Annotated in this window: 20 protein-coding genes; 10 read left to right on the top strand and 10 right to left on the bottom strand. The window is 42.6% G+C overall.

Annotation, left to right across the window (positions count from 1 at the left end):
* Both ACP7AA_RS00150 and ACP7AA_RS00145 read left to right on the top strand, forming a co-directional pair.
* The coding region (locus ACP7AA_RS00150; RefSeq protein ID WP_426222291.1) for a transferrin-binding protein-like solute binding protein at nucleotides 1-2,168 on the top strand (2,168 nt) is incomplete at its 5' end.
* A 139-nt stretch (nucleotides 2,169-2,307) separates the two neighbouring features.
* Nucleotides 2,308-3,861, top strand: coding sequence for a surface lipoprotein assembly modifier (locus ACP7AA_RS00145; protein ID WP_426222290.1), 1,554 nt, complete (start codon nucleotides 2,308-2,310; stop codon nucleotides 3,859-3,861).
* Between the two features lie 106 nt (nucleotides 3,862-3,967).
* On the opposite strand, the gene putP is transcribed toward ACP7AA_RS00145, so the two are convergent.
* Both putP and ACP7AA_RS00135 read right to left on the bottom strand, forming a co-directional pair.
* A complete protein-coding gene (gene putP / locus ACP7AA_RS00140; protein ID WP_426222289.1) occupies nucleotides 3,968-5,467 on the bottom strand; it encodes a sodium/proline symporter PutP in 1,500 nt (499 codons plus the stop codon).
* Between the two features lie 511 nt (nucleotides 5,468-5,978).
* Nucleotides 5,979-6,851 carry a LysR family transcriptional regulator gene (locus ACP7AA_RS00135; protein WP_201564708.1) on the bottom strand — a complete coding sequence of 291 codons (873 nt, stop codon included), beginning with the start codon at nucleotides 6,849-6,851 and terminating at the stop codon, nucleotides 5,979-5,981.
* 417 nt (nucleotides 6,852-7,268) lie between these two features.
* On the opposite strand from ACP7AA_RS00135, the gene leuC reads away from it, so the two are divergent.
* The 6 genes from leuC to ACP7AA_RS00105 all read left to right on the top strand — a co-directional run bounded on the left by leuC (nucleotide 7,269) and on the right by ACP7AA_RS00105 (nucleotide 13,701).
* Nucleotides 7,269-8,687, top strand: coding sequence for a 3-isopropylmalate dehydratase large subunit (gene leuC / locus ACP7AA_RS00130; protein WP_201628678.1), 1,419 nt, complete (start codon nucleotides 7,269-7,271; stop codon nucleotides 8,685-8,687).
* A 25-nt stretch (nucleotides 8,688-8,712) separates the two neighbouring features.
* Nucleotides 8,713-9,177, top strand: coding sequence for a hypothetical protein (locus tag ACP7AA_RS00125; RefSeq protein WP_426222288.1), 465 nt, complete (start codon nucleotides 8,713-8,715; stop codon nucleotides 9,175-9,177).
* Nucleotides 9,178-9,224: 47 nt separating this feature from the next.
* Nucleotides 9,225-9,875 carry a 3-isopropylmalate dehydratase small subunit gene (gene leuD, locus ACP7AA_RS00120; protein ID WP_201564702.1) on the top strand — a complete coding sequence of 217 codons (651 nt, stop codon included), beginning with the start codon at nucleotides 9,225-9,227 and terminating at the stop codon, nucleotides 9,873-9,875.
* 199 nt (nucleotides 9,876-10,074) lie between these two features.
* On the top strand, nucleotides 10,075-10,845 hold the full coding sequence (locus tag ACP7AA_RS00115) for a hypothetical protein (protein WP_426222287.1): 771 nt from the start codon (nucleotides 10,075-10,077) through the stop codon (nucleotides 10,843-10,845).
* Nucleotides 10,846-11,070: 225 nt separating this feature from the next.
* A complete protein-coding gene (leuB, locus tag ACP7AA_RS00110; protein ID WP_201628676.1) occupies nucleotides 11,071-12,174 on the top strand; it encodes a 3-isopropylmalate dehydrogenase in 1,104 nt (367 codons plus the stop codon).
* 438 nt (nucleotides 12,175-12,612) lie between these two features.
* The gene (locus tag ACP7AA_RS00105) at nucleotides 12,613-13,701 is read left to right on the top strand and encodes a L,D-transpeptidase family protein (RefSeq protein ID WP_426222286.1); all 1,089 of its coding nucleotides are present in this window, start codon (nucleotides 12,613-12,615) and stop codon (nucleotides 13,699-13,701) included.
* A 505-nt stretch (nucleotides 13,702-14,206) separates the two neighbouring features.
* Here the strand turns inward: ACP7AA_RS00105 and infA are convergent.
* The 7 genes from infA to dinB form a co-directional block, all read right to left on the bottom strand.
* Nucleotides 14,207-14,428, bottom strand: coding sequence for a translation initiation factor IF-1 (infA, locus tag ACP7AA_RS00100; RefSeq protein WP_021814850.1), 222 nt, complete (start codon nucleotides 14,426-14,428; stop codon nucleotides 14,207-14,209).
* 160 nt (nucleotides 14,429-14,588) lie between these two features.
* Nucleotides 14,589-15,428, bottom strand: a complete 840-nt coding sequence (gene truA / locus ACP7AA_RS00095; RefSeq protein ID WP_426222285.1) for a tRNA pseudouridine(38-40) synthase TruA — start codon at nucleotides 15,426-15,428, stop codon at nucleotides 14,589-14,591.
* Between the two features lie 88 nt (nucleotides 15,429-15,516).
* Entirely contained in the window at nucleotides 15,517-16,602 is a 1,086-nt protein-coding gene (locus ACP7AA_RS00090) for an asparaginase (protein WP_426222284.1), read from the bottom strand.
* 200 nt (nucleotides 16,603-16,802) lie between these two features.
* Nucleotides 16,803-18,395, bottom strand: a complete 1,593-nt coding sequence (locus ACP7AA_RS00085) for a FimV/HubP family polar landmark protein (RefSeq protein ID WP_426222283.1) — start codon at nucleotides 18,393-18,395, stop codon at nucleotides 16,803-16,805.
* A gap of 51 nt (nucleotides 18,396-18,446) precedes the next feature.
* Nucleotides 18,447-20,108, bottom strand: a complete 1,662-nt coding sequence (locus tag ACP7AA_RS00080; RefSeq protein WP_426222282.1) for a type IV pilus assembly protein FimV — start codon at nucleotides 20,106-20,108, stop codon at nucleotides 18,447-18,449.
* A 111-nt stretch (nucleotides 20,109-20,219) separates the two neighbouring features.
* The gene (gene queA, locus ACP7AA_RS00075; protein WP_426222281.1) at nucleotides 20,220-21,494 is read right to left on the bottom strand and encodes a tRNA preQ1(34) S-adenosylmethionine ribosyltransferase-isomerase QueA; all 1,275 of its coding nucleotides are present in this window, start codon (nucleotides 21,492-21,494) and stop codon (nucleotides 20,220-20,222) included.
* Between the two features lie 188 nt (nucleotides 21,495-21,682).
* Nucleotides 21,683-22,768, bottom strand: coding sequence for a DNA polymerase IV (gene dinB / locus ACP7AA_RS00070; RefSeq protein WP_426222280.1), 1,086 nt, complete (start codon nucleotides 22,766-22,768; stop codon nucleotides 21,683-21,685).
* A 471-nt stretch (nucleotides 22,769-23,239) separates the two neighbouring features.
* Here dinB and ACP7AA_RS00065 point away from each other — a divergent pair, with 471 nt between their 5' ends.
* Nucleotides 23,240-23,485 carry a hypothetical protein gene (locus tag ACP7AA_RS00065; RefSeq protein WP_426222279.1) on the top strand — a complete coding sequence of 82 codons (246 nt, stop codon included), beginning with the start codon at nucleotides 23,240-23,242 and terminating at the stop codon, nucleotides 23,483-23,485.
* 86 nt (nucleotides 23,486-23,571) lie between these two features.
* On the opposite strand, the gene maiA is transcribed toward ACP7AA_RS00065, so the two are convergent.
* Entirely contained in the window at nucleotides 23,572-24,210 is a 639-nt protein-coding gene (gene maiA / locus ACP7AA_RS00060) for a maleylacetoacetate isomerase (RefSeq protein ID WP_426222625.1), read from the bottom strand.
* Nucleotides 24,211-24,437: 227 nt separating this feature from the next.
* On the opposite strand from maiA, the gene ACP7AA_RS00055 reads away from it, so the two are divergent.
* Nucleotides 24,438-25,310: an IclR family transcriptional regulator gene (locus ACP7AA_RS00055; protein ID WP_426222278.1), complete on the top strand. Its 873-nt coding sequence runs from the start codon at nucleotides 24,438-24,440 to the stop codon at nucleotides 25,308-25,310.
* Nucleotides 25,311-25,341: the final 31 nt, after the last annotated feature.

The raw sequence follows: 25,341 nt of genomic DNA, 5'->3' as shown, positions 1-25,341 counted from the left end.
CTGACAAAGACACTGCCCAAGCCCAAGCCGCCGCCGCCCAAGCTGCTGCAGACAAAGCCCAAGCGGATGCCGTTAAAGCCCAAGAGGCCCTGAAAAAAGCAGAAGACGCCTTAGCAAATGCCGGTACCGGAGACGGTGGTCTTGCTGCCGCCTTAGCAAGAGCGGAAGCGGCAGAAGCCGCCGAAGCGGCTGCTCTAGCAGCGGCTGCCACCGCAGAGACCGCACGCCTTGCTGCTGAACAAGCCCAAGCTGCTGCAGAAGACGCTGCCCTAAAAGCCAAAGCGGCGGCCGACAAAGCCGTTGGTGACGCTAAAGCGGAAGCCGACAAGAAAGTAACAGAAGCCAATCAACAAGTGGCTGATGCTAAAGCGCAGGCAGCTAAAGCTCAAACACGTGCCGATGAAGCGGAAAAAGAAAAATTAGAAGCTGAAGCTAGAGCGAAAGCTGCAGAAGATGCTCTTGCAGCGGCACAGCAATTACCGCCAGCACCAACCAACCCGACAGTTGCTGCAAATACTAAAGTTACTGGCTTCCAAAATAGTATTGCAAAAGACGACAATAGTGGTTTGAGCGCAAATACTTCTGCGAGCTACGATACCTACACAGCTCTTTTTAATGAGACTGGATCAAGTTATTTTAAACAACCTGTGAATGTCACATTAAGAAGTACAGATGACCGAGACTACGAAAAGGGTTTTAAGAAGAGCTCTCTCAAGCAAATTGGTGGTACGTGGGACAATAAGCTAAATTACACGTCCACTTATAAAAGCTTTGACAATCAAATGCAAATTGGTCATGTATATGGAGATCTTAAAGGCCCAGCCAATTTAATCCAACTATCTAAGTTATCGAACATATATGTACAGGGTAACAGTACAAATGTTGATGACATGCAATACATGAAAACTCTATCACAGTACAATATTGATAACAAAATCAATGACGGTAAAGTGAACTATAAAGGTGTGGCTAGCTATATCGGTAATAGTAAAGAAGAAATCATTGGTCATGACCCAATCATAGGAACTTCAGAGTTTAAAGTTGACTTTGTTGATAGCCAGTTAGATGGTACGTTATCATTTGATGGTTCGAATGTTAGTCAGAAAAAGATTAAAGCCGAAATCAGCGGCAATACCTTTGCAGGTAACTGGAATGGTGTTGATACTAAAGGTGGTTTCTATGGTGAAGATGCCAAGCTATTAGGCGGTGTATATCAAGTTGCTGATGGTAAAGGAACTTATGGTGCCACCAAAGCAGGTTCTAGTTCTGAACCAACGCCAACACCTAAAGCCATAACAGGTGTTATGAGTAACACCATCAGCAGTGTAGCGGGAACTGGAACAGAAAATGCTATTGGTTATCGTCAATTTGTAAGGGATAACGATACATTCAATACCACCACAGGTTCTGGTGAAGATACCAATCCAGTAATGATTGTTGATACTAATACAGATAATCTACCGAATTACAACCAACTTGTTGGTCGTCTAGATATCACTAAACCAGGTAAGTTCGGACAAGCGTCGAAACTGACACTGGTAAAATCTGATGATATATCACTCGATGATGGTTTCAAAAAATCTAAAGATACGAGTACAGCGACCTTTGGTAAAGTTGAATCTATTCTTGGTAAGATTGATTTAAAATACGATTACCAGTCTGTTTATAAGAACTTCGACTCGCAAATGCAAATCGGTCATGTGTATGGTGACATGCGTAAAGAAGGGTCATTTGGTGGAGTAAAATCACGCTATACCAATGTTTACGTCATGGGTGAAGCAACTGAGAACATGCCTACAGAAGGTAAAGTTCAGTACGCGGGTGTTGCAACCTATATGGACAATCTACATTTAGGTTCAGGCGCGCTAAATACTCCAGTGGTTAATGGTACATCTGATTTTAATGTTGATTTTGTGAACGATTCATTAACAGGGACATTAAAGTTTGCTGATATTAATAAAAATATTGGTATTAGTGCTGATATCAGTGGAAATACTTTTGCTGGTAGTAAAGATAATATTGCAACCTCAGGTGGTTTCTATGGTGAAGATGCTAAGTTCTTAGGTGGTATTTACCAAGAAGCACAACCTGGTAGCGTACCTGGAACTGGAACTACGCCAGGAACTGGTACAACTTTCCAAGGAACCTTTGGTGCCGAAAAGCAATAAAGTAATATGACTGTATAAAACAAACAAAAAAGCGTCTTAGGACGCTTTTTTGCTCGCTTAAAGCATTAAAATCCCTTAGGATAACTAAAGTTGGAAAAATGTTTAGAAAATTAGTGATCGTACCGAGGTAAGGATACCCATGAATAATCAATATATGCGCAACCCTCTCGCTGCTTCTGTTTTGCTATCGATGATGGCATTTTCTCTCCCATCAATGGCTGCGCCAGAGGATTTACCAGAGATAGAGCCTGAGCTTAACCAAGCTGATGAACTTTTAAGGCGCGAGAGTCAAACTTCCGTGGCAGACCCTACGGCTCCTTCAACCACTGTCACTGACACAGAAGCACAACGCGCTATTAGAAGTCGTCAGCAACTCGCTACCGCTACTGCTTATAATTTAGAAGCTTTAAAAGCCAATCCAGCCGCGTTTAGCAAGTTCTTAAATGATGCTTTAGCTGCGCAAGATATGGTGACAGTTAAACAGATATTGCCGCACTATAAAGCGTTGGAAACCAATGATCCTATGCTCATTAAGTTTGCTGACGCCCTAATATATCGCAGTGAAGCTAAAAACAAACAAGCCATTGAAATCTATCGTGAGATGTTAGCAGCAGATCCAGATTTCCATCCCGTACGTTTAAATATGGCAATTGCCATGCAAGCAGATAAGCAGTATGCCGCTGCAAAAGAGCAATTTCTAAAACTTCAGTCGGTTGATTTACCAGCCCCTGTCATGGCGAGAGTTCAAAACTCGTTAGCTCAAATTAATAGTTCAGAGAAATGGCAGTTTAATGCCTCTGCCAGCTATGTGAGAGATAATAATATTAATGACGCACCCTCTAAGTCTATTCAATCTGATTTAGGACGCTCGATTGAGCAACAGTCAGCCAACGGCATTCAGGTATCTGGCAGTGCAAACAAACGCTTTAATCTACCTGATAACTTTTATGCCACCGTGGGCGGAAATGCGTCTTTAAAGGGTTATTGGGATGAGACGGACTACAATGATTACTTATTTACAGCTTCCGCTGGTGTCGGTTATGACGATGCCAAAAATGATGTCTCGCTCACGCCGTTTGTGACTAAGCGATATTATGATGAAGAAGCCTATAGCTTACGTAAAGGCGTGACCGTGAGTGGCTCGCGCTGGGTTAAACCAAAGCTCAAACTAACGGCAACCGGTATTTTATCAAAAGAGACCTTTGAAGATGATGACAATCAGAACCGTGAAACAGATGGTCAGTTTTTGGGCTTAAATGCCTTTTATATTAAAGATGCCAAAGAGTATTTTTATGGTGGTCTAGGTAACTATCAAAATGATGTGCCCAAATCGAGTATTATTAGCTATGATCGTAACTCGGTGAATGTCGGTTGGGGGCGTGAGTGGAAGCGAGGTATCTCAACACTAGCGTCAGCAGGCTATGGTATTAAGAAGTATGAAGATCCTGCCGATGCCTATCCAGCAGGTAGTGGCGCTTGGAAAGGTTATTATAATGCTGTAGGCGGAGAGCCAGGCTCCAGAAGAGAAGACAAAACCACCTCACTGGGTCTACAAGTATGGAAGCGCGATTTCACTGTGCTTGGCTTAACGCCAAGATTGGTATTTGATTACGATACCACTTCTAGTAACTTTGCCTATTATGACGACCGTGATGAAAAATCAGCGACAGTACTATTAACGAAAACCTTTTAGTTAAACCATTTTAATTAAATACGTTTACTACGTATAAAACGCTAATAATAAAAAACCTCGCCAATTAGCGAGGTTTTTTTATCATACAATAATAAATAAAAACTACTTATCTATCTAAGTTCATTTCCATCTCTTCAAACTTCGCCGCTACTGAAGGTCTTGGACCACCAGTCATGATACTCACGGCAAAAATAGCGATAGTACTTAAGATAAACCCTGGAACGATCGCGTATAACCAGCTGTTTAATGGCACGCCATTCATCTGGAAAGGACCATAAACCCATAAGATAACAGTCAATGCACCGACGACCATGCCAGCAACGGCACCGTTACGGTTCATACGACGCCATGTAAGGCTGAAAATAACCAGTGGTCCAAATGCTGCGCCAAATCCTGCCCAAGCGTTAGATACTAAGCTGAGTACAGAACTTTCTGGGTTCGAAGCAAGTAGAATTGCGACTACAGCAACCACGACAACTGAGAGTCGACCAACCAATACTTGACGCGCTTCTGGCGCATCTCTATCAAAGAATAGCTTATAAACATCCTTAGTCAATGAGCTTGATACCACGAGTAATTGCGAGGAAATCGTACTCATAATAGCGGCTAAAATGGCGGCTAATAAGAAACCCGATACCAGTGGATGGAACAAGAACTGGGTGAATACCAAAAAGATGGTTTCAGGGTCGTCTAATGTCATTGCCGTTTTTTGTACATAGGCGCGACCAGCGATACCTGTCACACAAGCACCGATAAGGCTGATAATCATCCAGCTCATACCGATATTACGCGCAGTGGGGATATCTTTTACTGAGCGAATGGCCATAAAACGGACGATAATATGCGGCTGACCAAAATAACCAAGCCCCCAAGCGAGTAGCGATACAATTCCGAGTACCGTCATGCCGCTAGTGATATCTAGCATACTAGGGTCAATGGCTTTAATAGCATTGGTCGTCGCCGACACACCACCAAGGTCGGTCAAGGCGACAATAGGCACAATCACCATGGCAAACAGCATGATGATACCCTGTACAAAGTCAGTCATCGATACCGCCAAGAAACCACCAAATAGCGTATAAGCAACGACCACACCAGCGGTTACCCATAGACCTGTACTATAAGAAAGGTTGAGCGAGCTTTCAAAAAGTTTCCCACCACCGACTAAACTTGCGGCGGTATAAACGGTAAAGAATAAGATAATAACCACGGCAGAGATGACACGTAGCAAATGCGACTTGTCTTCAAAGCGGTTGGCAAAATAATCTGGCAAAGTGATGGCGTTGTCAGCGACTTCGGTATAAACACGAAGGCGCGGTGCCACGATAAGATAGTTTAGAAAAGCACCCAAGGTTAAACCAATGGCAATCCATGCACTGACGACACCGTCAGCGTACATAGCACCTGGCAAACCAAGTAGTAACCAGCCTGACATGTCCGATGCGCCTGCTGATAAGGCAGTGACTGCAGGGCCTAAACTACGACCACCAAGCATATAGCCTTCAGTATCATTGGCTTGCTTAAAATAAGCATAAATGCCAATCCCAATCATCACTAAGAAATAGGCGCCAAGTGATATCATCACGCCACTAGAAACTCCGTTCATATAAACTGTCCTTAACCAACATAATTGGCTGTCATTATTTTGAATGATAAAAATTAGGTCTTACAAGACGCTGCTCGAAAACAATGTCTTAAGATGAAAGAATCTAAAGACGAAAAAAGCCATTAAGTAGGACATAATGGCTTTTATTCAAAATCTTCTGTTAGTTTTATATGATTGATGCTGTTCTAGGACTGCTATCTATAAAGTCATGATTCAACGCAAACGGCATATACATCTGTCGATTTTATAATCTCATCGCTCGCATCTGCTCATCATGTATAAATCTCAGTCGTTTATATAACCAATCATTTAAAACCACTAAACCTACTGTTTACTATCATATATTACTAGAAGTGTTCAATATATGACTATCAGTGTGCTTAAGGTAAATTTATGTTATCTAAACAACGTCAAATGTATTATAACGTATGAGTGGCACAAATGCGAATGCGCTATTTTGCTAAATAACGCAGTTCTTTTAGCCAATATTGTTAAAAAGTCTACCTAATCTCTATTCAATGGGCGCTAGCAGCTCTAATAATGCCGTCACGCTGCTAGATTGTGTTAGTTTTGGATTGATGACCACGCCCAAATAACGTTGCAATTCGATATTATCTGCCATATCAATACGTTCTAAATCCTGACTGACCATCGTTTGTGGTAATACCGACCAGCCAAGCCCAACAGAAACCAACATCCGAATAGACTCAAGCGGGTTGGTGCTCATAGTGGCGTAAGGTTTTAGATTGTGCTTAGCAAATTCCGCTAAGGTAATCTGACTGGTAAAGGTATTGGCAGATGGCAAGATTGCAGGGTAGCGTGCCAATTGCTCGAGCGTCACATTGGATTTTGTCGCTAAAGGCGATAAGGTGCCAGTCATAAAGTAGAGTGGATCTGACCATAAGGTATGATAGGTCAAACGCTTATCATAGACGGGCGGCAACGTTAAAAATGCCAATGATAAATCGCCATCGAGCACCGCTTTATGGGCAGTTTCTGAATCGACAAAATGCACTTCTAGTTGTACGGCAGGATAAGCTTGGATAAAATGCTTAAGCACAGGGGCTAGGTGATGCAAGCCGATATGATGGCTGGTACCAATCACCAATTTTCCAGAGACGATATGTTGCGAATGCTGTAGATTAATTTTAAAGTTTTCATAATCTTCAAGCCAGCGTTTGGCATGAGGCAGCATTTCACTGGCGGCTTGCGTCGGTACAATGCCGCGACCAACCGTATCAAATAGGGTAATATTAAACTCATCTTCTAAATTTTTGATGCGCTTACTGACCGCAGGCTGAGTAATAAATAGCTTTTCTGCTGCACCTGAGATGCTGCCTGTCTTCATAACAGTGACAAATGTCGTCAAATTTGTGGTATTCACACCGATGTCCTTAGCTACATAACGAGCTATAAATAAAAGTTGGCTAGCCTAATCATAATGAATTAGAAATAAAAGTTTGTGACTATGCAAAAATCATCAATTATTATTATAGGATTAGCCTGCTATAATCACAAGACATCTAGACGTATTGTCACATATTTATTCTGTTAACGTCATGATTGGCAGTATATGGCGTATTTTGAGTAGCCATTAATGCAATAGAGGATAAATATTATAAAATATCTGTGTTTATTGTTTGTGCCTATAACGTCTTAATCAGGCTTTATAAAACATAAATAAATAACCAGGTATTAACCAAGTATTAAATTAAAGTGCGTCAGTAGACAAAAATATTTTGTCACTCACTCATTATTAAAGCAGTCATTCAGAAATTAGCAACTAAAAAAGGATAGCAACATGGCCGGTCAAACGTTATATGACAAACTTTGGAATGCTCACGAAGTCACCAAGCGCGATGATGGTTCGAGCCTGATTTATATCGACCGCCATTTGCTACACGAAGTGACAAGCCCGCAAGCATTTGAAGGCTTAGAGCTTGCCAATCGTGCGCCGTGGCGTCTGTCGGCTAATATCGCAAGCCCTGACCATAATGTACCAACGGTCACCAAAGAGCGCTCAGAAGGCGTGGCTGGTATCAAAGACAAAGTATCGCGCTTACAAGTACTGACCTTGGATGAAAACTGTGCCAAGTTTGATATCGCTGAATTTACCATTAATGATGCGCGTCAAGGTATCTTGCATGTGGTCGGTCCTGAGCAAGGCTTAGTCTTGCCTGGTATGACGGTCGTTTGCGGTGATTCACATACCGCCACCCATGGTGCTCTTGGCTGCTTAGCACACGGTATCGGCACCTCAGAAGTTGAGCATGTATTGGCAACCCAGTGTTTGATTCAAAAGAAATCAAAAAATATGCAAATCCGGGTCACCGGTAAGCTTGGTGCTGGCGTGACGTCAAAAGATGTGGTGCTTGCTATCATTGCCAAAATCGGTACTGCGGGCGGGACGGGGCATGCGATTGAGTTTGCTGGGCAAGTATTTGAAGACATGAGCATGGAAGGTCGTATGACCGTCTGTAATATGGCGATTGAAGCGGGCGCACGCGTCGGCATGGTTGCTGTCGATGATACGACCATTGAGTATGTGAAAGGCCGTCCTTATGCACCGACTGAGGAGCAGTGGGAGCAAGCGGAAGCTTATTGGCGCACCTTGTACTCAGATGATGACGCCGTATTTGATACCGTGGTTGAGATTGATGGTAGCGAGATAGCACCGCAGGTTTCTTGGGGCACCTCACCTGAAATGGTCGTTGATATCACTCAGTCGGTGCCAACCCCTGACCAAGCGGCTGATGAAGCGCAAGAAGAAGGCTGGTTGCGTGCTTATACTTATATGGGTTTAGAAGCTGGGCAAAAAATCACCGATATCCAGCTTGACCGTATCTTTATTGGTTCATGTACCAACTCACGTATCGAAGATTTACGTGATGCAGCAGCGGTTATTAAAGGTCGTAAAGTTGCCGATAATATTAAAGAAGCCATTGTTGTTGCAGGTTCTGGTCAAGTGAAATTGCAGGCAGAAGCAGAAGGCTTAGATGCTTTGTTCACGGAAGCGGGTTTTGAGTGGCGCGAGCCGGGCTGCTCTATGTGTTTGGCGATGAATGCCGATAAGCTTGAGCCGCAAGAGCATTGTGCCTCAACGTCTAACCGTAACTTTGAGGGTCGTCAGGGTAATGGCGGTCGCACGCATTTGGTCAGCCCAGCGATGGCAGCAGCAGCAGCTTTGGCTGGTCACTTTGTCGATGTACGCACGTTTTAACTTTGCATTTCTATAGAGCATAAAAATGCAAATGCTGTTTATTTTATTTTGCTTATTGGGTAGCTCTCAGCTAGCGATGGCTCGTGATTACTGTAATGGAAGATTTGCCTATTGTGTCGATGTGCCAAATCAATTGACATGGTTGCCTGAGGCAGATAATGGTGATGGTCGTCATTTTAAGTTACCCAACTCTGATGCCACTATTTTGGTCTTTGGGAGTAATACACCAATTGTTTTCTTTTATACAGATAGTGATTATCTAAAAGAGAAGCAGCATCAATATAAAGCTGGCATGACAGTTACTTACGAGCTGTTAAAAGACAAAACCTATACAGCAAGCGGCTATAGAAAAGACGGTCAAGTTTTTTATCATGTTATTAAAGTTAAGGATGGTCAGGAAGCAGTATTACATCTGAACTATCCTGAGAGTGAAAAAGATAGGATGACTAAGATAGTTAAGCAAATGGCACGCTCTTTTAAGCTGTATTAATCAGCCAGAGAATTTTACGTTAGTAATCGATATTTTAAGGAAATCTTATGCAAGCTTATAACACCCAAACCGGTATCGTTTGTCCGCTCGATCGCGCAAACGTCGATACCGATCAAATTATTGCCAAGCAGTTTTTAAAATCTATTAAACGTACCGGCTTTGGCGTCAATTTATTTGATGATTGGCGTTATCTCGACGAAGGTTATCCGGGTCAAGACAATAGCACCCGCGTGATTAACCCAGACTTTGTCTTGAATCAGCCACGTTATCAAGGCGCAACCATATTGCTGGCACGCAGAAACTTTGGCTGTGGCTCGAGCCGTGAGCATGCGCCTTGGGCGCTTTCAGAATACGGCTTTCGTACTATCATTGCACCAAGCTTTGCTGATATTTTTTATAATAACTGCTTTAAAAATGGCATGCTGCCAATCGTCTTAGATGAAGCCATCGTTGATACCTTGATGAAAGCAACGCTTGCCAATGAAGGCTATGAGTTGACCGCCGACCTTGAGCGTCAAGTGGTTATTACCCCAAGCGGTGAAGAGTATGCTTTTGAGGTCGATGAGTTTCGTAAGCATTGCTTGCTAAATGGTCTTGATGATATCGGTCTGACTTTACAGCAAAGCGATGCGATTAAAGACTATGAGCATAAAATGATGCAAAAAACGCCTTGGATATTTAATGACGTTAGAGCATAGCTATTAAAGGATAGCTATTAGAGAATAGTCCTTAGTATTCAAAGGACTGATAAAATTTTTTTAGTAGAAAATATTATTCAACATATAAAAGTGCTCAACGCTAATACAGCGTTGAGTTATGGTAATTAAGTGGCTAAAATGAATGATAATGTATTTTTACCTTATCGTAATTTCTACCTCATAAATAGTAGCCACCATTATGAATAAAACACGCTTTGTTGTATGGACAAGTACGGCTATTGCCGCAAGTTTATTATTATCTGGCTGTCAGGTATTGACGGGTTATCAACAAATAGACTCGGCAGAAAATGCCAAGGTATGGACTGGGAAAATAACCCCTGTCGCCGGTGAAGTAAATATTGCCTGTGTCGGTACTTATCATTGCGAAATTGCCCGCATTGACCAGACGCGCATTATAGGTAGTGATACTCATGAGCCTCTTAATCCTCCCATGCTGGTTGCGATGCAAGCGGTGAATGCAAACGGTAAGAGCCGTACTGGTAATAAGCATGGACAAGCGCCAATGGCGATGGATATGACGCCGCTTACTCATAAAAAAGCGATAAAAATTGTACCCTTGTCAGCATCTGCTATGCCTGGGCTAACCAATTATTATGCGCGAGTAAAGCCTGGTAAACGTGAGGTACAAGTTAATTTCTATCCAGAAAATAACGTGGGCTATGTCGAGCGTTTCGCGATGATTCACGATTTTGCTGAGGCAGGAACCTATCAGCTGCGCGCTTATCAAAAAAAGTCTAGCAACAACTCAGGCAGTTTGCTTGATAGCGCTTCGCCAGAGCCATTATGTGTTGAGCTATATCAAGGCAATAGTGTCGAGCGCCGCTTTTGCAAAGAGATAGGGGCTGAGCATCAAGGAGAGTTTGTAGAAACTCGTGTTGTTAAAGCTGAACCTACTCAGTCGCCATCAAAGCCACTAGCAAATAAGAAAGTAAAAGCCAAAGTTTCATAAAAAAGCGTTTACATCGAAGCTTATTTAAAGAAGTTTATTTAAAGAAACTTATTTAAACAGATAGACCCTGACTTCTTGTGTAACACATTGCACAAGAAGTCATTTTTTAACAGACTCTTATAAGCTTGTTAGCAGTACCCTAAATAGCAATACCATAAGTATTAGTAGCATAAACATCAATTCCATAAAGAATATTTACTTAACCATTTACTCACAAGGATCAGTATGGCAACGATTTTAACATTAGCAGGCGATGGCATTGGCCCTGAAATCATGACTCAAGCCGTTGATGTGCTTAATGCTGTCAATAATAAGTTTGAATTAGGCTTAACCCTTGAATCTGGATTAATCGGTGGTGTGGCGTTTGATGCCACGGGTGAACCATTGCCAGAAGAAACGCTACAACGTGCGCGTGCAGCAGATGCGGTGTTATTAGGTGCGGTTGGCGGTCCTAAGTGGGATGGTATTGAGCGTAGCAAACGCCCTGAGCGTGGCTTACTTAAAATTCGTAGTGAGCTTGGTTTGTTTGCCAATCTGCGCGTAGCCAAACTTTATCCGCAGCTTGTCAATGCTTCAAGCATTAAGCCTGAGATTATCTCGGGTCTAGACTTGCTGATTGTACGTGAATTAACCGGTGGTATTTATTTTGGTGAGCCGCGCGGTATTCGTACCTTAGCGAATGGTGAGCAGCAAGGCTATAACACCATGGTTTATAGCACTAGTGAAATTCAACGCATCGGTAAAGTCGCTTTTGAATTGGCGAAAACTCGTGCACAAGCAGCAGGTACGCCAGCTAAGGTTTGCTCAATAGATAAAGCCAATGTTTTAGAAGTCACCGAGCTGTGGAAGCAGACGATGATTGAGATGCAGCAAGCGGATTATAACGATGTGGCGTTATCGCATATGTATGCTGACAATGCTTGTATGCAGCTGATTAAAGACCCTAAGCAGTTTGATGTAATGGTCACAGGCAACATGTTTGGTGATATCTTATCTGATGAAGCGGCGATGCTGACTGGTTCTATCGGTATGCTGCCATCGGCGAGCCTCGATGAGGCGGGTAAAGGCATGTATGAGCCTTGCCATGGTTCAGCCCCTGATATAGCTGGTCAAGATAAAGCCAATCCATTGGCGACCATTTTATCTGTGGCAATGATGCTGCGTTATACCTTTAAACAAGAAGCTGCCGCGCAAGCGATTGAGCAAGCAGTCAGTGACGTACTTGACGACGGGTTACGTACCATTGATATCCTCGATCGTAGCGAGACAGGACTCAAACAAGTAGGTTGTCAAGAAATGGGGCAGGCGGTATTGGCCAAGTTGGTCTAATGAAAACAGCTTTAATAAAAGCTGATATTTCTACATCCTAATGATTTTTTAAAACTTAAGCATGATATACCTATAATTTGCCAAGCAAGTTATGGGTTTTTTTGTGCCCATACGGCTCATTTATGCACCGTAACAGACTTACCCAGATAGTCGCAAAAAAAGCCTTTTTTTAACACAGCTACCGCAGGACATAGGTTTAATTAACACAAAGCTGTTATATCCTCACACGCCGATCTGTCACTATAAGTAGCTTACTAGCTCATTAAAGTAAGGGTTATTTATCTGTAATATTTCTGTATGACATCATAATAATTTAAAAACTATTAAGCTCTAGCCATTGAGCTTTAAATAAGGTTTTTATAAGCAAAGGGCTTTAATAGTAAATTTCTCATTAAATTCTAATAAAAAGAACATCAATTATAATTCTAGGAGTTTTACATGTATAAGGTAACAAAAGTCAGTAGTGCCTTAGCGGCGTTTGGTTTATCAACGGCTCTATTGATGAGCCCAAGCTTTGCTGCTACTGATAATACTAAGGATATTAGCCCAGTAACCAATGGCGTCAGTCAAAAAGTTGCCGGTAACAGTAAAGCTGCCGCGTCGTTAAATAAGTATTTACCAACGATTAAATATACCACTGAAAATTTGCCAGTGCAGGCGCAAAAGGTAAATAGTGCTACTTGGAAACAAGGAATGAAGAGAGATCGTGAGACTACTACCAAGCTGCAAGCTCTATTAAACTGGAACCAAAATGGCGTTGGTGCAGTTGATGGATATTGGGGTAAAAACACCATCAAAGCTATGCAAGCGTTTCAAAAAGCCAATGGCTTGACGGTAACTGATACTTTAAATAACGAGACTTGGCAGGCATTGACTAAAAATGATAAGCTGACGACACAGCCAGTATTGGTTCGTTATCAGCTGAGTGAAGCGGATGTCAATATTAAAACCACTACCATTCCCGCTGGCGCAGAAGCCAAAGCCAAGCTCGATGGCATGTATTATGAAAGCGTGACGGAAGGCTTAGCAGAAAAGTTCCATATGAGCGAAAAATACCTTAAAGCGCTCAATCCTAATGCTAGATTCAGCGCCGGCGAAACCATTACCGTTTATAACCCAGGCAATCCTAATACCAAGCCTGTGAGCCGTGTCGTTGCTGACAAAGCGACCGAAACGTTATACGCTTATGACGATAAAAATAACTTAATTGCCAGCTATCCGACCACGGTAGGTAGCACAGCGACGCCATCGCCAACAGGGACGCATACGGTAGAAGTAAAGGTACATGAGCCTAATTATACCTACACAGGCAATGATGGTAGCAAAGCTATCATTCCACCAGGTCCTAATAATCCAGTCGGGCTGGTATGGATAGGGCTGAGTAAGCCTTCATACGGTATTCATGGTTCACCAGATCCTGCCCGTATCAGCCGTCAAGCATCAGCAGGCTGTATACGCTTGACTAACTGGGACGCGCTTGCACTGTTAGGTGTGATTCAAAATGGTGCAACCGTTGAGTTTAAATAAGTCATCACTATCGCTATAGTTGGTTAGCAATAAAATCGATGCGCTAGATACGCTAATAGTTACGTGCGACTGGTATAAAATGAACACAGAGCTATTGGTATTCTTTTTGCGCAGCCTCTGTCTGCGTAGGCACAGCAAGCAAGAAAAATGAATACCAGTAGCGCGTTATAATACTTGTACTGATTTTATTTAAGATTGACTATATCGGTTGCAAAGTGAATTCACTATATTTATAGGTTGTTATTTAAAAACCGTTATTTAAAAACGGCTATTGAAAAGTCGTTATTAAGAAAACAATTAAGTCCTAAGATTTCGGTCTTAAAATGAAGACAAAAAAATACCGCTAAAAGTAGCGGTATTTTTTATGGTAAAAGCAAAAAACAATATTAATAGACTAAAATATGATAGGCAATAATGAGTAGGCTAGCAGTATCATTATTATTATCAGTTAAACCTCTCAAGCATTTATATTAATGCTGTTATAACCATTTTAGCCAATAAGAATTTAGTTTTTACCACGGTAAGTAATGCGACCTTTTGATAAGTCGTAAGGCGTCATCTCAACCTTAACTTTATCGCCAGTCAAAATGCGAATGTAATGTTTGCGCATCTTACCTGAGATGTGCGCAATGATTTCGTGTCCGTTTTCTAAACGAACTTTAAACAATGTATTTGGAAGGGTATCAATGACTTCGCCTTCAAATTCAATAATATCGTCTTTTGCCATAATTTGTATCAATCAATTAAAAATAAGCCCATATTATACGTAACTTAGCGGATTAAAGCAATACGGAACCTGATTTTTGCTTGACAGCCTGTAAGTGATATGTATGTTATCTTTTAACGAGGGGCTGTAGTAGATAAGCACTATGCCCGCTTATATTAGCTTAATCGGGTAGGTTGAGCCAAATAGGCGTTAAGGGCGCATCGGGCAGTAATTGTTGAAAACGCTTAGGATAATAGGCGTTAATAAAGTATAGGCCATCCCCAGAAGCTGTCGGCGGCGCAATCGTACGATCCTTTTTGGCTAAAATATCCAAAAAGGCTGCGGGCGGCAATTCGTGTCGACCAATGGCATATAAAGTGCCCATGAGGTTACGTACCATATGATGCAAAAAGCCATCCGCCTGAATGTCAAAAACAATAAATTGACCGTGGGCAAAGAGTCTTGCATGACTGACTGAGCGGACGGGCTGATTAGACTGACAGGCAGCAGCACGGTAGCTGCTAAAATCGTGAGTACCAACGATATCAGCCGCCGCTACTTGCATCGCTGCTAAATCCAGCGGCTCATAAATATGAGTCACTTGGTGATTTAAAATAGCAGGGCGCTGGGCTTGATTGAGCGTGATATAGCGATAACGACGGGCAATGGCCCCGAAACGGGCATGAAAGTCGTCAGGCATCGGCTGTACCCAGCGTAGGGCTATATCATCGGGCAATAAGCTGTTGACGCCGCGCAGCCAGTTATGAGGGTGACGATAGGCATGAGTGGTAAAATGGGCAATCATATTGCTGGCATGCACGCTTGCATCGGTACGACCAGCGGCGACGACCTCTACCGTCTCATTAGCGACTTTACCGATAGCCGTCTCTAACGCTTCCTGTACGCCCAATACTTCTCGTTGCCGCTGCCAACCATGATAATGCGTACCCAAAAATTCAATGGCGATGGCTAATGTATAGGTTGGCGGAGCCTTAGCTTCGATGCTATTAATCTCGGACATGTTAATCTCGGACATGGGTGTTATTGGATATTTTAGTATTGGATATTCTAGTATTGGCGCTTATAAAGTAAGCATATTCAACGCTAGTCTAGCGTTTTTTGATGGTGGTACTTGGCTGATTGACATTGTTGAGCCAACGTTGACGGCGTCTTGCCGGACTATCATAACGCAGTAATAGCCATAACAGCCGTGCATAAATAGCGGGAATTGTTAAACGTCCGCCACTAATTACATGATAATCGTATTGCCAACTACCGGCAGCATAGCTCTCACTGACCCCGCCAAATGGGGATTGGCTAGCGCATACCACCATGTGTCCGTTTTTATAAGCAAGTTCTAGTGCTTCTGCTAGCGTTGGCGAATAAGGAACGTTGCCTGCGCCGAAACCTAATAAAATAATCCCACAAGGCGGCTGTGATAATAATGCCTGTAGCTGATTGCTCATCACCTCAGTGTCGTTCGGCAGGCAATATAAGGCATGAATACGTGCTTGTTTAGCACGAGCTTCAATAAATTCGACCAATTCTTGCTGATCATCTAGCCAGTGCTGGCGGCGGGTATCTGGTAAGCTTTTGATATAACTATTGGCAGGATAGGCCGCTCGAGAGTGACCGGTAAATGCCATCAAATCGTGGCTATGAATTTTTTGTACTGTCTGCGCTGGCCAAGACTCGCCGCCAAAACCAATCTTTATACCTGATTCACCAGCCGCCGCCAATTTTAAGGAATCGGTGAAGTTATCCCAAGCATCGCTATTTGCGTCAATGGTGTAAGAGTGCAACACGTTACTGTCTAATAATGGGCGCATACTAGCGGTGATAACCACGCAAATATCACTACCAGCAAAAACCTCTGCTAAAAACGCGCCTAAATAACTCAAAGTATCCGTACCAGTAATAAGCACAAACCGCCTGTCGCCTTGGGCATAGGCGGATAGCAAAAGCTGATAAAAATGTACAAAGTCACTAGGGGTAAGCTGGCTGCTGTCTTTAATTAAAGTATTATCAAGCCATGAAACCTGAGGCAGATTATTAGCATTATTTTGCTCAGCCAGTAAGTATTGCAAGGTCGGCAAAAAAATATCTGCCGATAACGGTGCTAAGGGTCGCCCGTAGCTACCAAAAGTACCACCAGCATAAATGAGACGTATAGGATTGGAGCGTGTCTTTGTCATAATAGAGGAGGGCATAGTATTAGCACAGTGAAGAGAAATGAGAGCAGAAAGCGCCGTTAAGTTTTAGGGCGCATTCTAGCAAAAATAATGAGCAATGATAGAGTGAATGATAATAGAGAGAATAAAGCTTAAATGCAAAAAAAATCAGCAAGTATTCTTAGGATAGTAGAATACTTACTGATAAGAGAAGGTGCTACTTGTTATGCAGTGCGATCTAGTAGAGCTTGCGCAAGGCTTTGTTGCTCCCTCGTACCTTGGCTTATGACTTCATTGAGTAAGCGTTTGGCACTATCATATTCACCCAGCTGTACATACTGGCCGGCTAAGTCTAAGGTGACTTGATTGCTGTCTAACGTTTTGACGAAATCAAAGTCAGCTGCAAAGCGTGATGAGAAGTCTTCGGCAGTTTCAACCTCAGTCTCAGCAGTAACTACGCTATCAACACTGTTTTCAACTTCGCTTGCAAGCTCAACTGGCGTCGTCGCTGTTGGAGCACTTGTTAAAGAATCAAAGTCAAAATCATCATCAATCAGGGTATTGTCATCGAACGTAACAGTCGTTGGTGCAGTGTTAGAAGCTATTGTTTCATGAGCTGCTGTCTCATGAGGGACTTCATTTATTTCCTGCGCTGCATTGTCTTCAAAAGTAAAGTCATCAAAATTGTCTTCAATAAGAATAGGCGTTTCACTTGATGGCTGTATTTCCGTCTCTGCTTCAACTGGTGCATTGAAGGTATCAATATCATTGATATTATCAACATTATCGAGAGATAAAGTAAGGTCTTCTTGCTCTAGTTGAATAGCTTCTGTAGTGACTTCATCAACATCAGCATAAACGTTATCATCGCTAGCTTCAATTTCTAAATCTGCCAAATCTAAGACAAAGTCTTCATTGTCATCTAATGTAGTATCATTAGATAGAGTGGTAGTAGGCGCTACTATAGACGTATCGTGCGGCTCTGCTAAGTCGAAATCAAAATCAAAATCGGAGTCACTGGCACTACTATCGCCACTATTATCATTTTCGCTTATAACAGCTGAAGCAGATAAAATGTCATCATCAGCGATATCTAGCTCAGTAACCGGTGTCATGCTAGTAGCGGCGGGCTCGTTAATATCGTTTTCTAAGTCATTCAGGCCCAGGTCAAAATCTTGCTCGATATTATCGAAATCATTAGAAGGAGCTAAAGTGGTGTCAGAGCTGTCTGCTAAGTCGCTTCTATAGGCAGTAGGTTGAACCGCATCATCATCAAGATGGTTATCAATAATGGCGTTTTGACTGTCGACTTTGTCTGCAGGGATATCAAAATCGATACTCTCAAAACCCGCATCTTGGTCATTTTCAGCTGGTAGAGCATGTTTGGCAGCTTGATTTTGTTCTTCAGTCAGCAATGCTTTTAATTCATCGGCTTGAGCGATACTTTTTGCATCAGCATGAGTTTTAATAGAGTCATAGACTTTATTAAAGTTATCAGATTGATCTATCGTGGCATATATCGCAAGCAGCTTAAGAGATAATTGGCTATCATTAGGTTTTTCAATGAGACCGCGATTGAGCGTTTCAATGGCTTTGTCATAGCGCTGCTGATCCATAAAACGTTGCGCAATCTCAATAGGATTAAATTTTTTGTCATTAGTGCTGTCGGCTTCACTAGGTGCTTCTTTAAGCGCAGTTTTTCCTGCCTTTACAATTGGTTGCCCTGATGGTTTTTGTGCTTTATTTTTACGCACGACCAAAACCGCTATTAGTACAATAAATACCAATCCGGCGATAATATATAGCATATTGTCCATAGTTACTCCTGCGCCCACGATCACAGCATAGTGCATTGATCGGTTAGGCAATTATTGATTGCGTAGTTTTTCGAGACGAGCTTGTAGCTCCGCCAGTTTTTGGTTTTGTAATTGCAGTTTTTTAGTATAACTGCCAAGCGTGCTGTTGGTCTTTGATAAACGTTGAGCTTGGTCGGCGGTACTTTGTCGTGATGATTTAAGAATATCTAACAGATCTGTGCTAAGCCCGTTGCCCGTTGCCATACCCGCCTTAGTTTTAGTGCCATCTGCGCTACCATCATGGCCAGGAGCGAGAACAGAAAACTGAGCGGTTGGCAGGGTTTGTGTTTTCTTTATAACCGGCTTCTCAGTACGCTTTGTCGCTTTAGCACTCTCAGTTTTTATTTTAGAGGCAGCTTTCGCTGCAGCAGGTTTTTTAACTATGGGTGTATTTGCTTTTCTATTAGGCTTTCTTTGCTCGCTGATAGCGGCCTGTAGCTTTTTTTGAGATGGCACGACATCATACTTGGGTAAACTTAACTGAGCATCGGCTTTTAGCTGATCCGCGTTTTTATTGATAAAGGCATTCGGGTTTTGTGTTTGAATCTCGTTCATGACGGTTTGTACATCAAGATTGTTTTTCTCTGCGATTTGCTGAGCAATGATCCATAAGTTATCGTTACGCTGTACTGTATATTTAAACTCAGAGCTCGTGTCATTATTAGCAGAAGCTATGCTAGCGCCTTTATCATTGGAACCTAGCGTAGATAGATTTCCAGAGGATAGGGTTTGCTGTGAAGCAATCTGGGTAGATGGGGTAGTGCTATAGAGATCTGCACCATCTGAACTGTTTTTAGCAGTTGGCAAAGGGGTAACAGGTGTTGGCGTGGCAGCCATCATATTTGTGTTATTTGCATTGCTTGTATTGTTTGAAACGTTAGGCTGTATCTGACGGGTAATCTGGATATTCAAGATATCAAATTGATTATCCGTAAGCCCAGTAGCAGATGCACTACCATCTAGATTTCCTGTTGCATGATTATTAGCATGATTGACAGCTGTCATCGTAGGATTGCTCTGCTTATCAGCATCATTATTCAAGCGCTCGTTATCTACGCGACTGTTCTCTAAGCTATTAGGAGAATATACCGTAGTCGTACTTTGCGTGGCAGGCGTGATAACGGCTGTAGGTGCCAATAATAATGGTGGCGGCGTACCCTTTTTAACAATTAACGGTTGCGCATTCGTGGTAGAAACCTCAGGTAAGTTCGGTTTCTTTGCGCCTGTAACGATACTTTGAGTAGGGGTAATCGGCAAGCTGTTATTTAGAGGCATCAGTAATGTTTTAGGAATAACATTGCGCTGAGTACCATCATTAATAGACAGCACCACATCTGCAAAAGGCTTGGAGACAGGTTTGGTCGTCGTGATAAGAACGTGACCACTGGTGGCTGACGTCGGTTGGAAACGGACGGTCATTGAGTCAGTTGGCGTCAAGCCCATTTGCTGATAAATAGTAGAGTTCGCCAAACTTGCCGAAAAATCAGCGGTCTTAATATCAGTGACCATAATACTGGCAGCTAAAGGTTCATGCTGCGCTGAGGTAATGACTGTCTTGCCAATGGTGGCAGCTTGGGCATGAGACATAAAAGCTGCATAGCCGACTGAATAAAGCAGCGCCATTGATACTGAGCGATGTACAGTAGTCAAGCGATGAGATAAGTGACAAGACATGTGCAGCCCTTTAGAGTGAGAGTTATCTGTGTTGTTATAACAAAATACTGTTTAGTTTACCAGTTTATTTCACCGCTGTTGTGAACAATGCATTAATTGTTTGCTTAATGTTTATTCTTGCAACTGAATCTTTTTATCAAGCAGCATGGCATCACCATAGCTAAAAAAGCGATATTCGGTATTAATAGCATGTTGATAAGCCTGTTCGATAGCCGCTTTACCTGCAAATGCTGAGACTAGCATCAGCAATGTAGACTTTGGCAGATGAAAATTAGTAAACAGTTTGTCTATAACACCAAACTTAAAGCCTGGATAAATAAAGATATCGGTATCACCCGCCCAACTAGAAAGCGCTTGTCCATTGACCGCTGTTTTTTGATACGCAGTCTCGAGCACGCGTGTGACCGTTGTTCCAATCGCAATCACTTGCTTACCATTGGCATGCGTTTGATTAATGAGGTCAGCGGTGGTTTGGGGCAGGTGAGCATATTCGCTATGCATGGTGTGATTGAGCAAGTTGTCTGTTTTTACCGGGGCAAACGTACCAGCACCAACATGTAAGGTGACAAAAGCGGTATTAATACCTTTGGCGGCAAGCTTATCTAACACGAGCTCATCAAAATGTAAGCTGGCGGTCGGTGCCGCGACGCTGGCAAGTTTGGCGGGGTCATGAAAAACCGTCTGATAACGGGTATTGTCAGTCGCATCGGCGTGGCGCTCAAAGTAGGGCGGAATAGGCAGCTCACCATAACGCTCTAAATCAGGCAGAATAGACGCCTCAAAAGCTAAAATAAATAAGTTATCTTGGCGACCAATCATCACAGCCTGCATATGACCGTCGGCAATCTGCAATCGTTGCCCAAGTTTGGGTGCTTTACTAGCTTTAACATGACAAAGGGCAATATGCTCTTGGCTAACGGTTGCACCGTCTGTCGTTTGTAAATGTAAGGTCGCGCCATCTAAATCTGATAGCTCAACCAAACGCTCAATAAGTACTTCTATCTTACCGCCCGTGTCTTTTTGCCCAAACAAGCGTGCTTTCATGACTTTGGTGTCGTTAAAGACGATTAGGTCGCCCGTGTTTAGCAGGTCGGGCAGCTCAGAAAATTGTTTGTCTAAAATCTGACTGTCAGTATTTTTTTGATTGTTTCTAGCTACATATAGCAACTTTGATGCCGAACGCTGCGCCAATGGGTAACGAGCGATTAAGCTGTCTGGCAGCTCATAATCGTAATCGTCAACACTAAGATAGTCTAAAACGTCATCGGTCTTATTAATATCGTTATTTAGGTTTTTATCAGTACTGTTGTTGAAGTTTTTGTCGGCATTGTTATTGGTCGTATCAGTGAGGTTAATATCTGGGTTTATAGGTTGAGAGTCAGTCATAGTCGGTCTTTCAATAGATAGAAGTTTCGAGGCAATTGTAGCAGAAATGCGGATATGAAAGAACGGTTTCCTAAGCATTAGCCGTTCATAAATGACGAATGGCAAATAAAATAGCCTAAGCAAGAACTTAGGGTATGACAAAGTTAAGGCTTTGTTTCCAATAGCTTTGTTTGCAAAACTTTAATGATTTATTCAAATAAATTTAGCTGCGGCAGTATTTGCGTGGCAGGCGTTAACGAAGAAAAAGTCACACCGACAAGCCGGATAGGCAGCAGACGTGGAATATCTAAAAATAGCTTATCGAGCCAGTAATGGGCAGATTCGGCGCTATCAAAAGCCGTGGATAAGGTGTGCGAACGCGTGACTTGGGTAAAATCGGCGTATTTGATTTTAAGGGTAATGGTATAGGCGACTAGCTGCTTTTTATGTAGCTGCTCAAAAGCATCGGCATTTTGCTCATAGATTTGTAGGCGTAGCTCATCATCATGACTTAAATTGTCCCTAAAAGTGGTCTCAGAACCAACCGACTTGTGCGTACGCTGCGATTTAACGGGGCGTTCGTCACGGCCATGGGCGATGTCATGATAAAACTGTCCACGTTTACCAAATTCATTGACTAAAACGGCAGCAGGGGTGCGCCGTAGGTCAGCACCCTTACTGATACCCATCGCATGCAAGCGTTTCGCTGTTGCTTTGCCAATCCCATGAAAACGCTCAATCGGCAATGTGCTAATAAACCCATCCGCATCCGCTGGCGTGATCACCGCTGTGCCATTGGGTTTATTAATATCAGAGGCAATCTTGGCGAGCATTTTATTAAAAGACACACCTGCAGAGGCATTGAGTCCTGTCTGCTCTAAAATTTGCGCCCGTAGCCAATTTGCCATTAGTGTGGCTGAGCCGTGATGCACGCTCAGTCCTGTCACATCAAGATAGGCTTCATCCAACGATAATGGCTCAACCTGCGGCGTCAAACTGTGCATAATGCGGCGAATATCTTGACTGGCCGCTCGATAGACATCAAAGCGTGGCCTAACAAATATGGCTTCGGGGCAACGTTTACGCGCCTCATAACAGGACATAGCGGAGCGTACGCCAAACTGACGCACCTCATAACTGGCCGCCGCAACCACGCCGCGGCCATTGGGGTCGCCACCCACGACTAAAGGCTTGCCGCGTAGCTCAGGAAAGTCGCGCTGTTCTACGCTGGCATAAAAAGCATCCATGTCTATATGAATAATTTTACGAAGGCTAGGTTGAGTAGGAGCAGTCATAGCCACTATTTTACCTGATTTTATAGCTTGTTTTTAGTGCTTTGATTTCAATCCTTTAATTTTATAATCTGTCGTTTTAGTGTCTGTAAGTAGGTTTAAAATGGTTTATGAAAATATTTTTAAAAATATGGTAAACCTTGTCAACTAATGAATTTAGGATTATTAATATTTTATTTGTAGTTTGAATAAAAGTTCTTTACCGTTAATCGGTATATCTATACCGTTTATCAGGATTAAAGATTTTTTATGTTACAGTTTTGATGCTATTGTTTTATAATACTGTATCTAATGAAGTCAATATCAGTTAAATAAATGGGTAATATTTCTTTGCCTTTATTTATAGGTAGAAAAAAGATTTTTATAGCTCATATCATGCTCAGGGAGCGAGCAGGGATAAAAGCCACTATCAAAGAGCCACTATCAAAAAGCCAGTTGGTTTAGCGATAGTGCAGCATAGCTAAGGAGCTTGGCATGAATGGTGAGATAACAGGAAGCGATCTGACGCGTGCGCTACTTGAGCGTGGTGATAAACAAGTCTGGTGTGCGGTTGATGATGAAAGTGATGAGCAAGCAATGATGGATCATTGTGGTAACGATTTTACCGCCTATATCGTATCATTTAAAGATGGCTACTTTTATTGTAGTTGCGGCACAACTTGGGTATATGCAGTGCCAGTCAAGATAAGTGCACTCACGCAGTGTGAGGTGAATGTTTGAGTAGCATGATAAGTAGTAAATCACCTATATAAAATAGCCTCATATTGTAGAGGCTATTTTTTTGTCAACAATAAGCGCTTAGTGTATTAGGTTGCATCAGGTTGAGCCATGGGATCGGCGTCAGAAAAGGCTTTTAGCGTGCGACAATGTGCGTCAATCTCGGCGATATTGGGATAAGCATCTAAATCTACTTTAAAGCGCCGTGCCGACGAGACTTGCGGAATCAAATAGCAATCTGCAAAAGTAGGGCTATCGCCATAGCAAAATTTCCCACGAGCTTTATCTTGCGCTAAGCGTTTTTCTAGCGCTGCAAAACCCTCACTTATCCAGCGATTACACCATTTTATGACTTCATCTTCGTCTACTGATAGCTCATTGCGCAGATACTGCAAAATACGGCGATTGTTAATAGGATGGATATCACAGCCAATCATGGCGCTTAGCGCACGTACCTGCATACGACCGGCAGCGTCTTGAGGTAATAGCGGCGTCTCAGGATAAACCTCTTCTAACCACTCTAAAATAGCCGGACTTTGAAATAGCAGCAAATCATCTGCTTGCAATACAGGCACCAATCCTTGTGGGTTAATGGCTTTGAACGCTGACTCAAGCTGCTGATCTTTTGCCAAGTTAACCGCGATATACTCATACGCTAAACCTTTAAGGTTCATCGCGATACGAGTACGATGCGATGTTCCGCTACGAAAGTAACTATATAACTTCATCATTATCAATTCCCTTTATAATGGTAGGTTGTTTGTGTCATAAGTGGTTATAATTATTGATACCATGCTTATGTTATATAATCCAAATAAGTAATGTTAAGTCGTATTGTTATAAGTATTACTGTTATAAGTATTACTGTTATAAGATTTCCATAAATAACACATTAATAGCGTAGATAACTAATAGAGCAAACCATCAATTGAACAAACCACTGATTGAGCAAAACATGCCCGCATCTGAAAACCTGACAGACAATCCTACTAGCAATAAAAACCAAGGTGGCGTGCAGTCACTTGAAATTGGATTGTCAGTATTAGACGTTCTAATCAATCACAACGAGCCTATGATGCTAAAGGATATTGCGCAAAATGTGCAAATGAATCCGGCTAAGTGTCATCGTTATTTGGTCAGTCTCATTCGCAAAAATTATGCGCGGCAGCTGAGTGATGGTCGTTATGGACTTGGCGTGCGCGTTAATGCACTGGCAGCATTGGGGCAGACTGGGTTTAATCAAAACAATATCTTGGAGCGATTGACGCATATCGCCAATGAGATTAAAGACACGCTACACTGCGGCGTGCAAATTGCCAAATGGTTTAGCGAAGGTCCGATTATCATTCAATCGGTCGAGCCAGACAGCCCTATCAGCATCATCACTCGTATCGGTTCACGTATGCCGCTAACAACGTCGGCGACAGGGCAATTATTTGCCAGCTATCAGCCAGATGCCGTTATCGAGCCATTGGTGAAGGCTGAATGGCGTATAGAAGATAAAGCAGTCATCGCAGAAAAGTGGCAGCACTTTAACCAGATGCAAGCCAAGATTCGTACCCAAGGCTATGCTACGGTCACTGGCGATATGCTGATGGGGATTAATGCCATTACCATTCCAGTGATTGTGCCTCAATCAGCCAACACTGCTCCTATTCAGTCCGCTGCCAATGACAAGCTATCTGCTAATAACCAATCATCTTTTGATAATTTGCCATTAGAATATGCCATTACTATCATTGGTACTACCGAGCAGTTGCCGATGAGTGAGCAACATAACGTGGTTGAGCAAATACTAGCAATCGCGCAGCGTTATCAAATAGGGTAGCCAAGACTCGCTACTTAACTTAGCTACCTGA

The organism is Psychrobacter sp. DWR1-2-3 (assembly GCF_049896465.1).
Taxonomy (GTDB): domain Bacteria; phylum Pseudomonadota; class Gammaproteobacteria; order Pseudomonadales; family Moraxellaceae; genus Psychrobacter; species Psychrobacter maritimus.
The sequence above is the reverse complement of the archived record's forward strand: the minus strand, read 5'-3'. Positions and strand labels throughout refer to the sequence as shown.

Coding starts and splice junctions, on each gene's coding strand:
- infA (WP_021814850.1), bottom strand. CDS start 14,428: ATGGCAAAAGACGATATTATTGAATTTGAAGGCGAAGTCATTGATACC.
- ACP7AA_RS00065 (WP_426222279.1), top strand. CDS start 23,240: ATGAATGGTGAGATAACAGGAAGCGATCTGACGCGTGCGCTACTTGAG.
- truA (WP_426222285.1), bottom strand. CDS start 15,428: ATGTCCGAGATTAATAGCATCGAAGCTAAGGCTCCGCCAACCTATACA.
- leuD (WP_201564702.1), top strand. CDS start 9,225: ATGCAAGCTTATAACACCCAAACCGGTATCGTTTGTCCGCTCGATCGC.
- ACP7AA_RS00115 (WP_426222287.1), top strand. CDS start 10,075: ATGAATAAAACACGCTTTGTTGTATGGACAAGTACGGCTATTGCCGCA.
- maiA (WP_426222625.1), bottom strand. CDS start 24,210: ATGAAGTTATATAGTTACTTTCGTAGCGGAACATCGCATCGTACTCGT.
- ACP7AA_RS00090 (WP_426222284.1), bottom strand. CDS start 16,602: ATGACAAAGACACGCTCCAATCCTATACGTCTCATTTATGCTGGTGGT.
- ACP7AA_RS00080 (WP_426222282.1), bottom strand. CDS start 20,108: ATGTCTTGTCACTTATCTCATCGCTTGACTACTGTACATCGCTCAGTA.
- ACP7AA_RS00145 (WP_426222290.1), top strand. CDS start 2,308: ATGAATAATCAATATATGCGCAACCCTCTCGCTGCTTCTGTTTTGCTA.
- dinB (WP_426222280.1), bottom strand. CDS start 22,768: ATGACTGCTCCTACTCAACCTAGCCTTCGTAAAATTATTCATATAGAC.
- ACP7AA_RS00085 (WP_426222283.1), bottom strand. CDS start 18,395: ATGGACAATATGCTATATATTATCGCCGGATTGGTATTTATTGTACTA.
- ACP7AA_RS00055 (WP_426222278.1), top strand. CDS start 24,438: ATGCCCGCATCTGAAAACCTGACAGACAATCCTACTAGCAATAAAAAC.
- leuC (WP_201628678.1), top strand. CDS start 7,269: ATGGCCGGTCAAACGTTATATGACAAACTTTGGAATGCTCACGAAGTC.
- queA (WP_426222281.1), bottom strand. CDS start 21,494: ATGACTGACTCTCAACCTATAAACCCAGATATTAACCTCACTGATACG.
- ACP7AA_RS00105 (WP_426222286.1), top strand. CDS start 12,613: ATGTATAAGGTAACAAAAGTCAGTAGTGCCTTAGCGGCGTTTGGTTTA.
- putP (WP_426222289.1), bottom strand. CDS start 5,467: ATGAACGGAGTTTCTAGTGGCGTGATGATATCACTTGGCGCCTATTTC.
- leuB (WP_201628676.1), top strand. CDS start 11,071: ATGGCAACGATTTTAACATTAGCAGGCGATGGCATTGGCCCTGAAATC.
- ACP7AA_RS00125 (WP_426222288.1), top strand. CDS start 8,713: ATGCAAATGCTGTTTATTTTATTTTGCTTATTGGGTAGCTCTCAGCTA.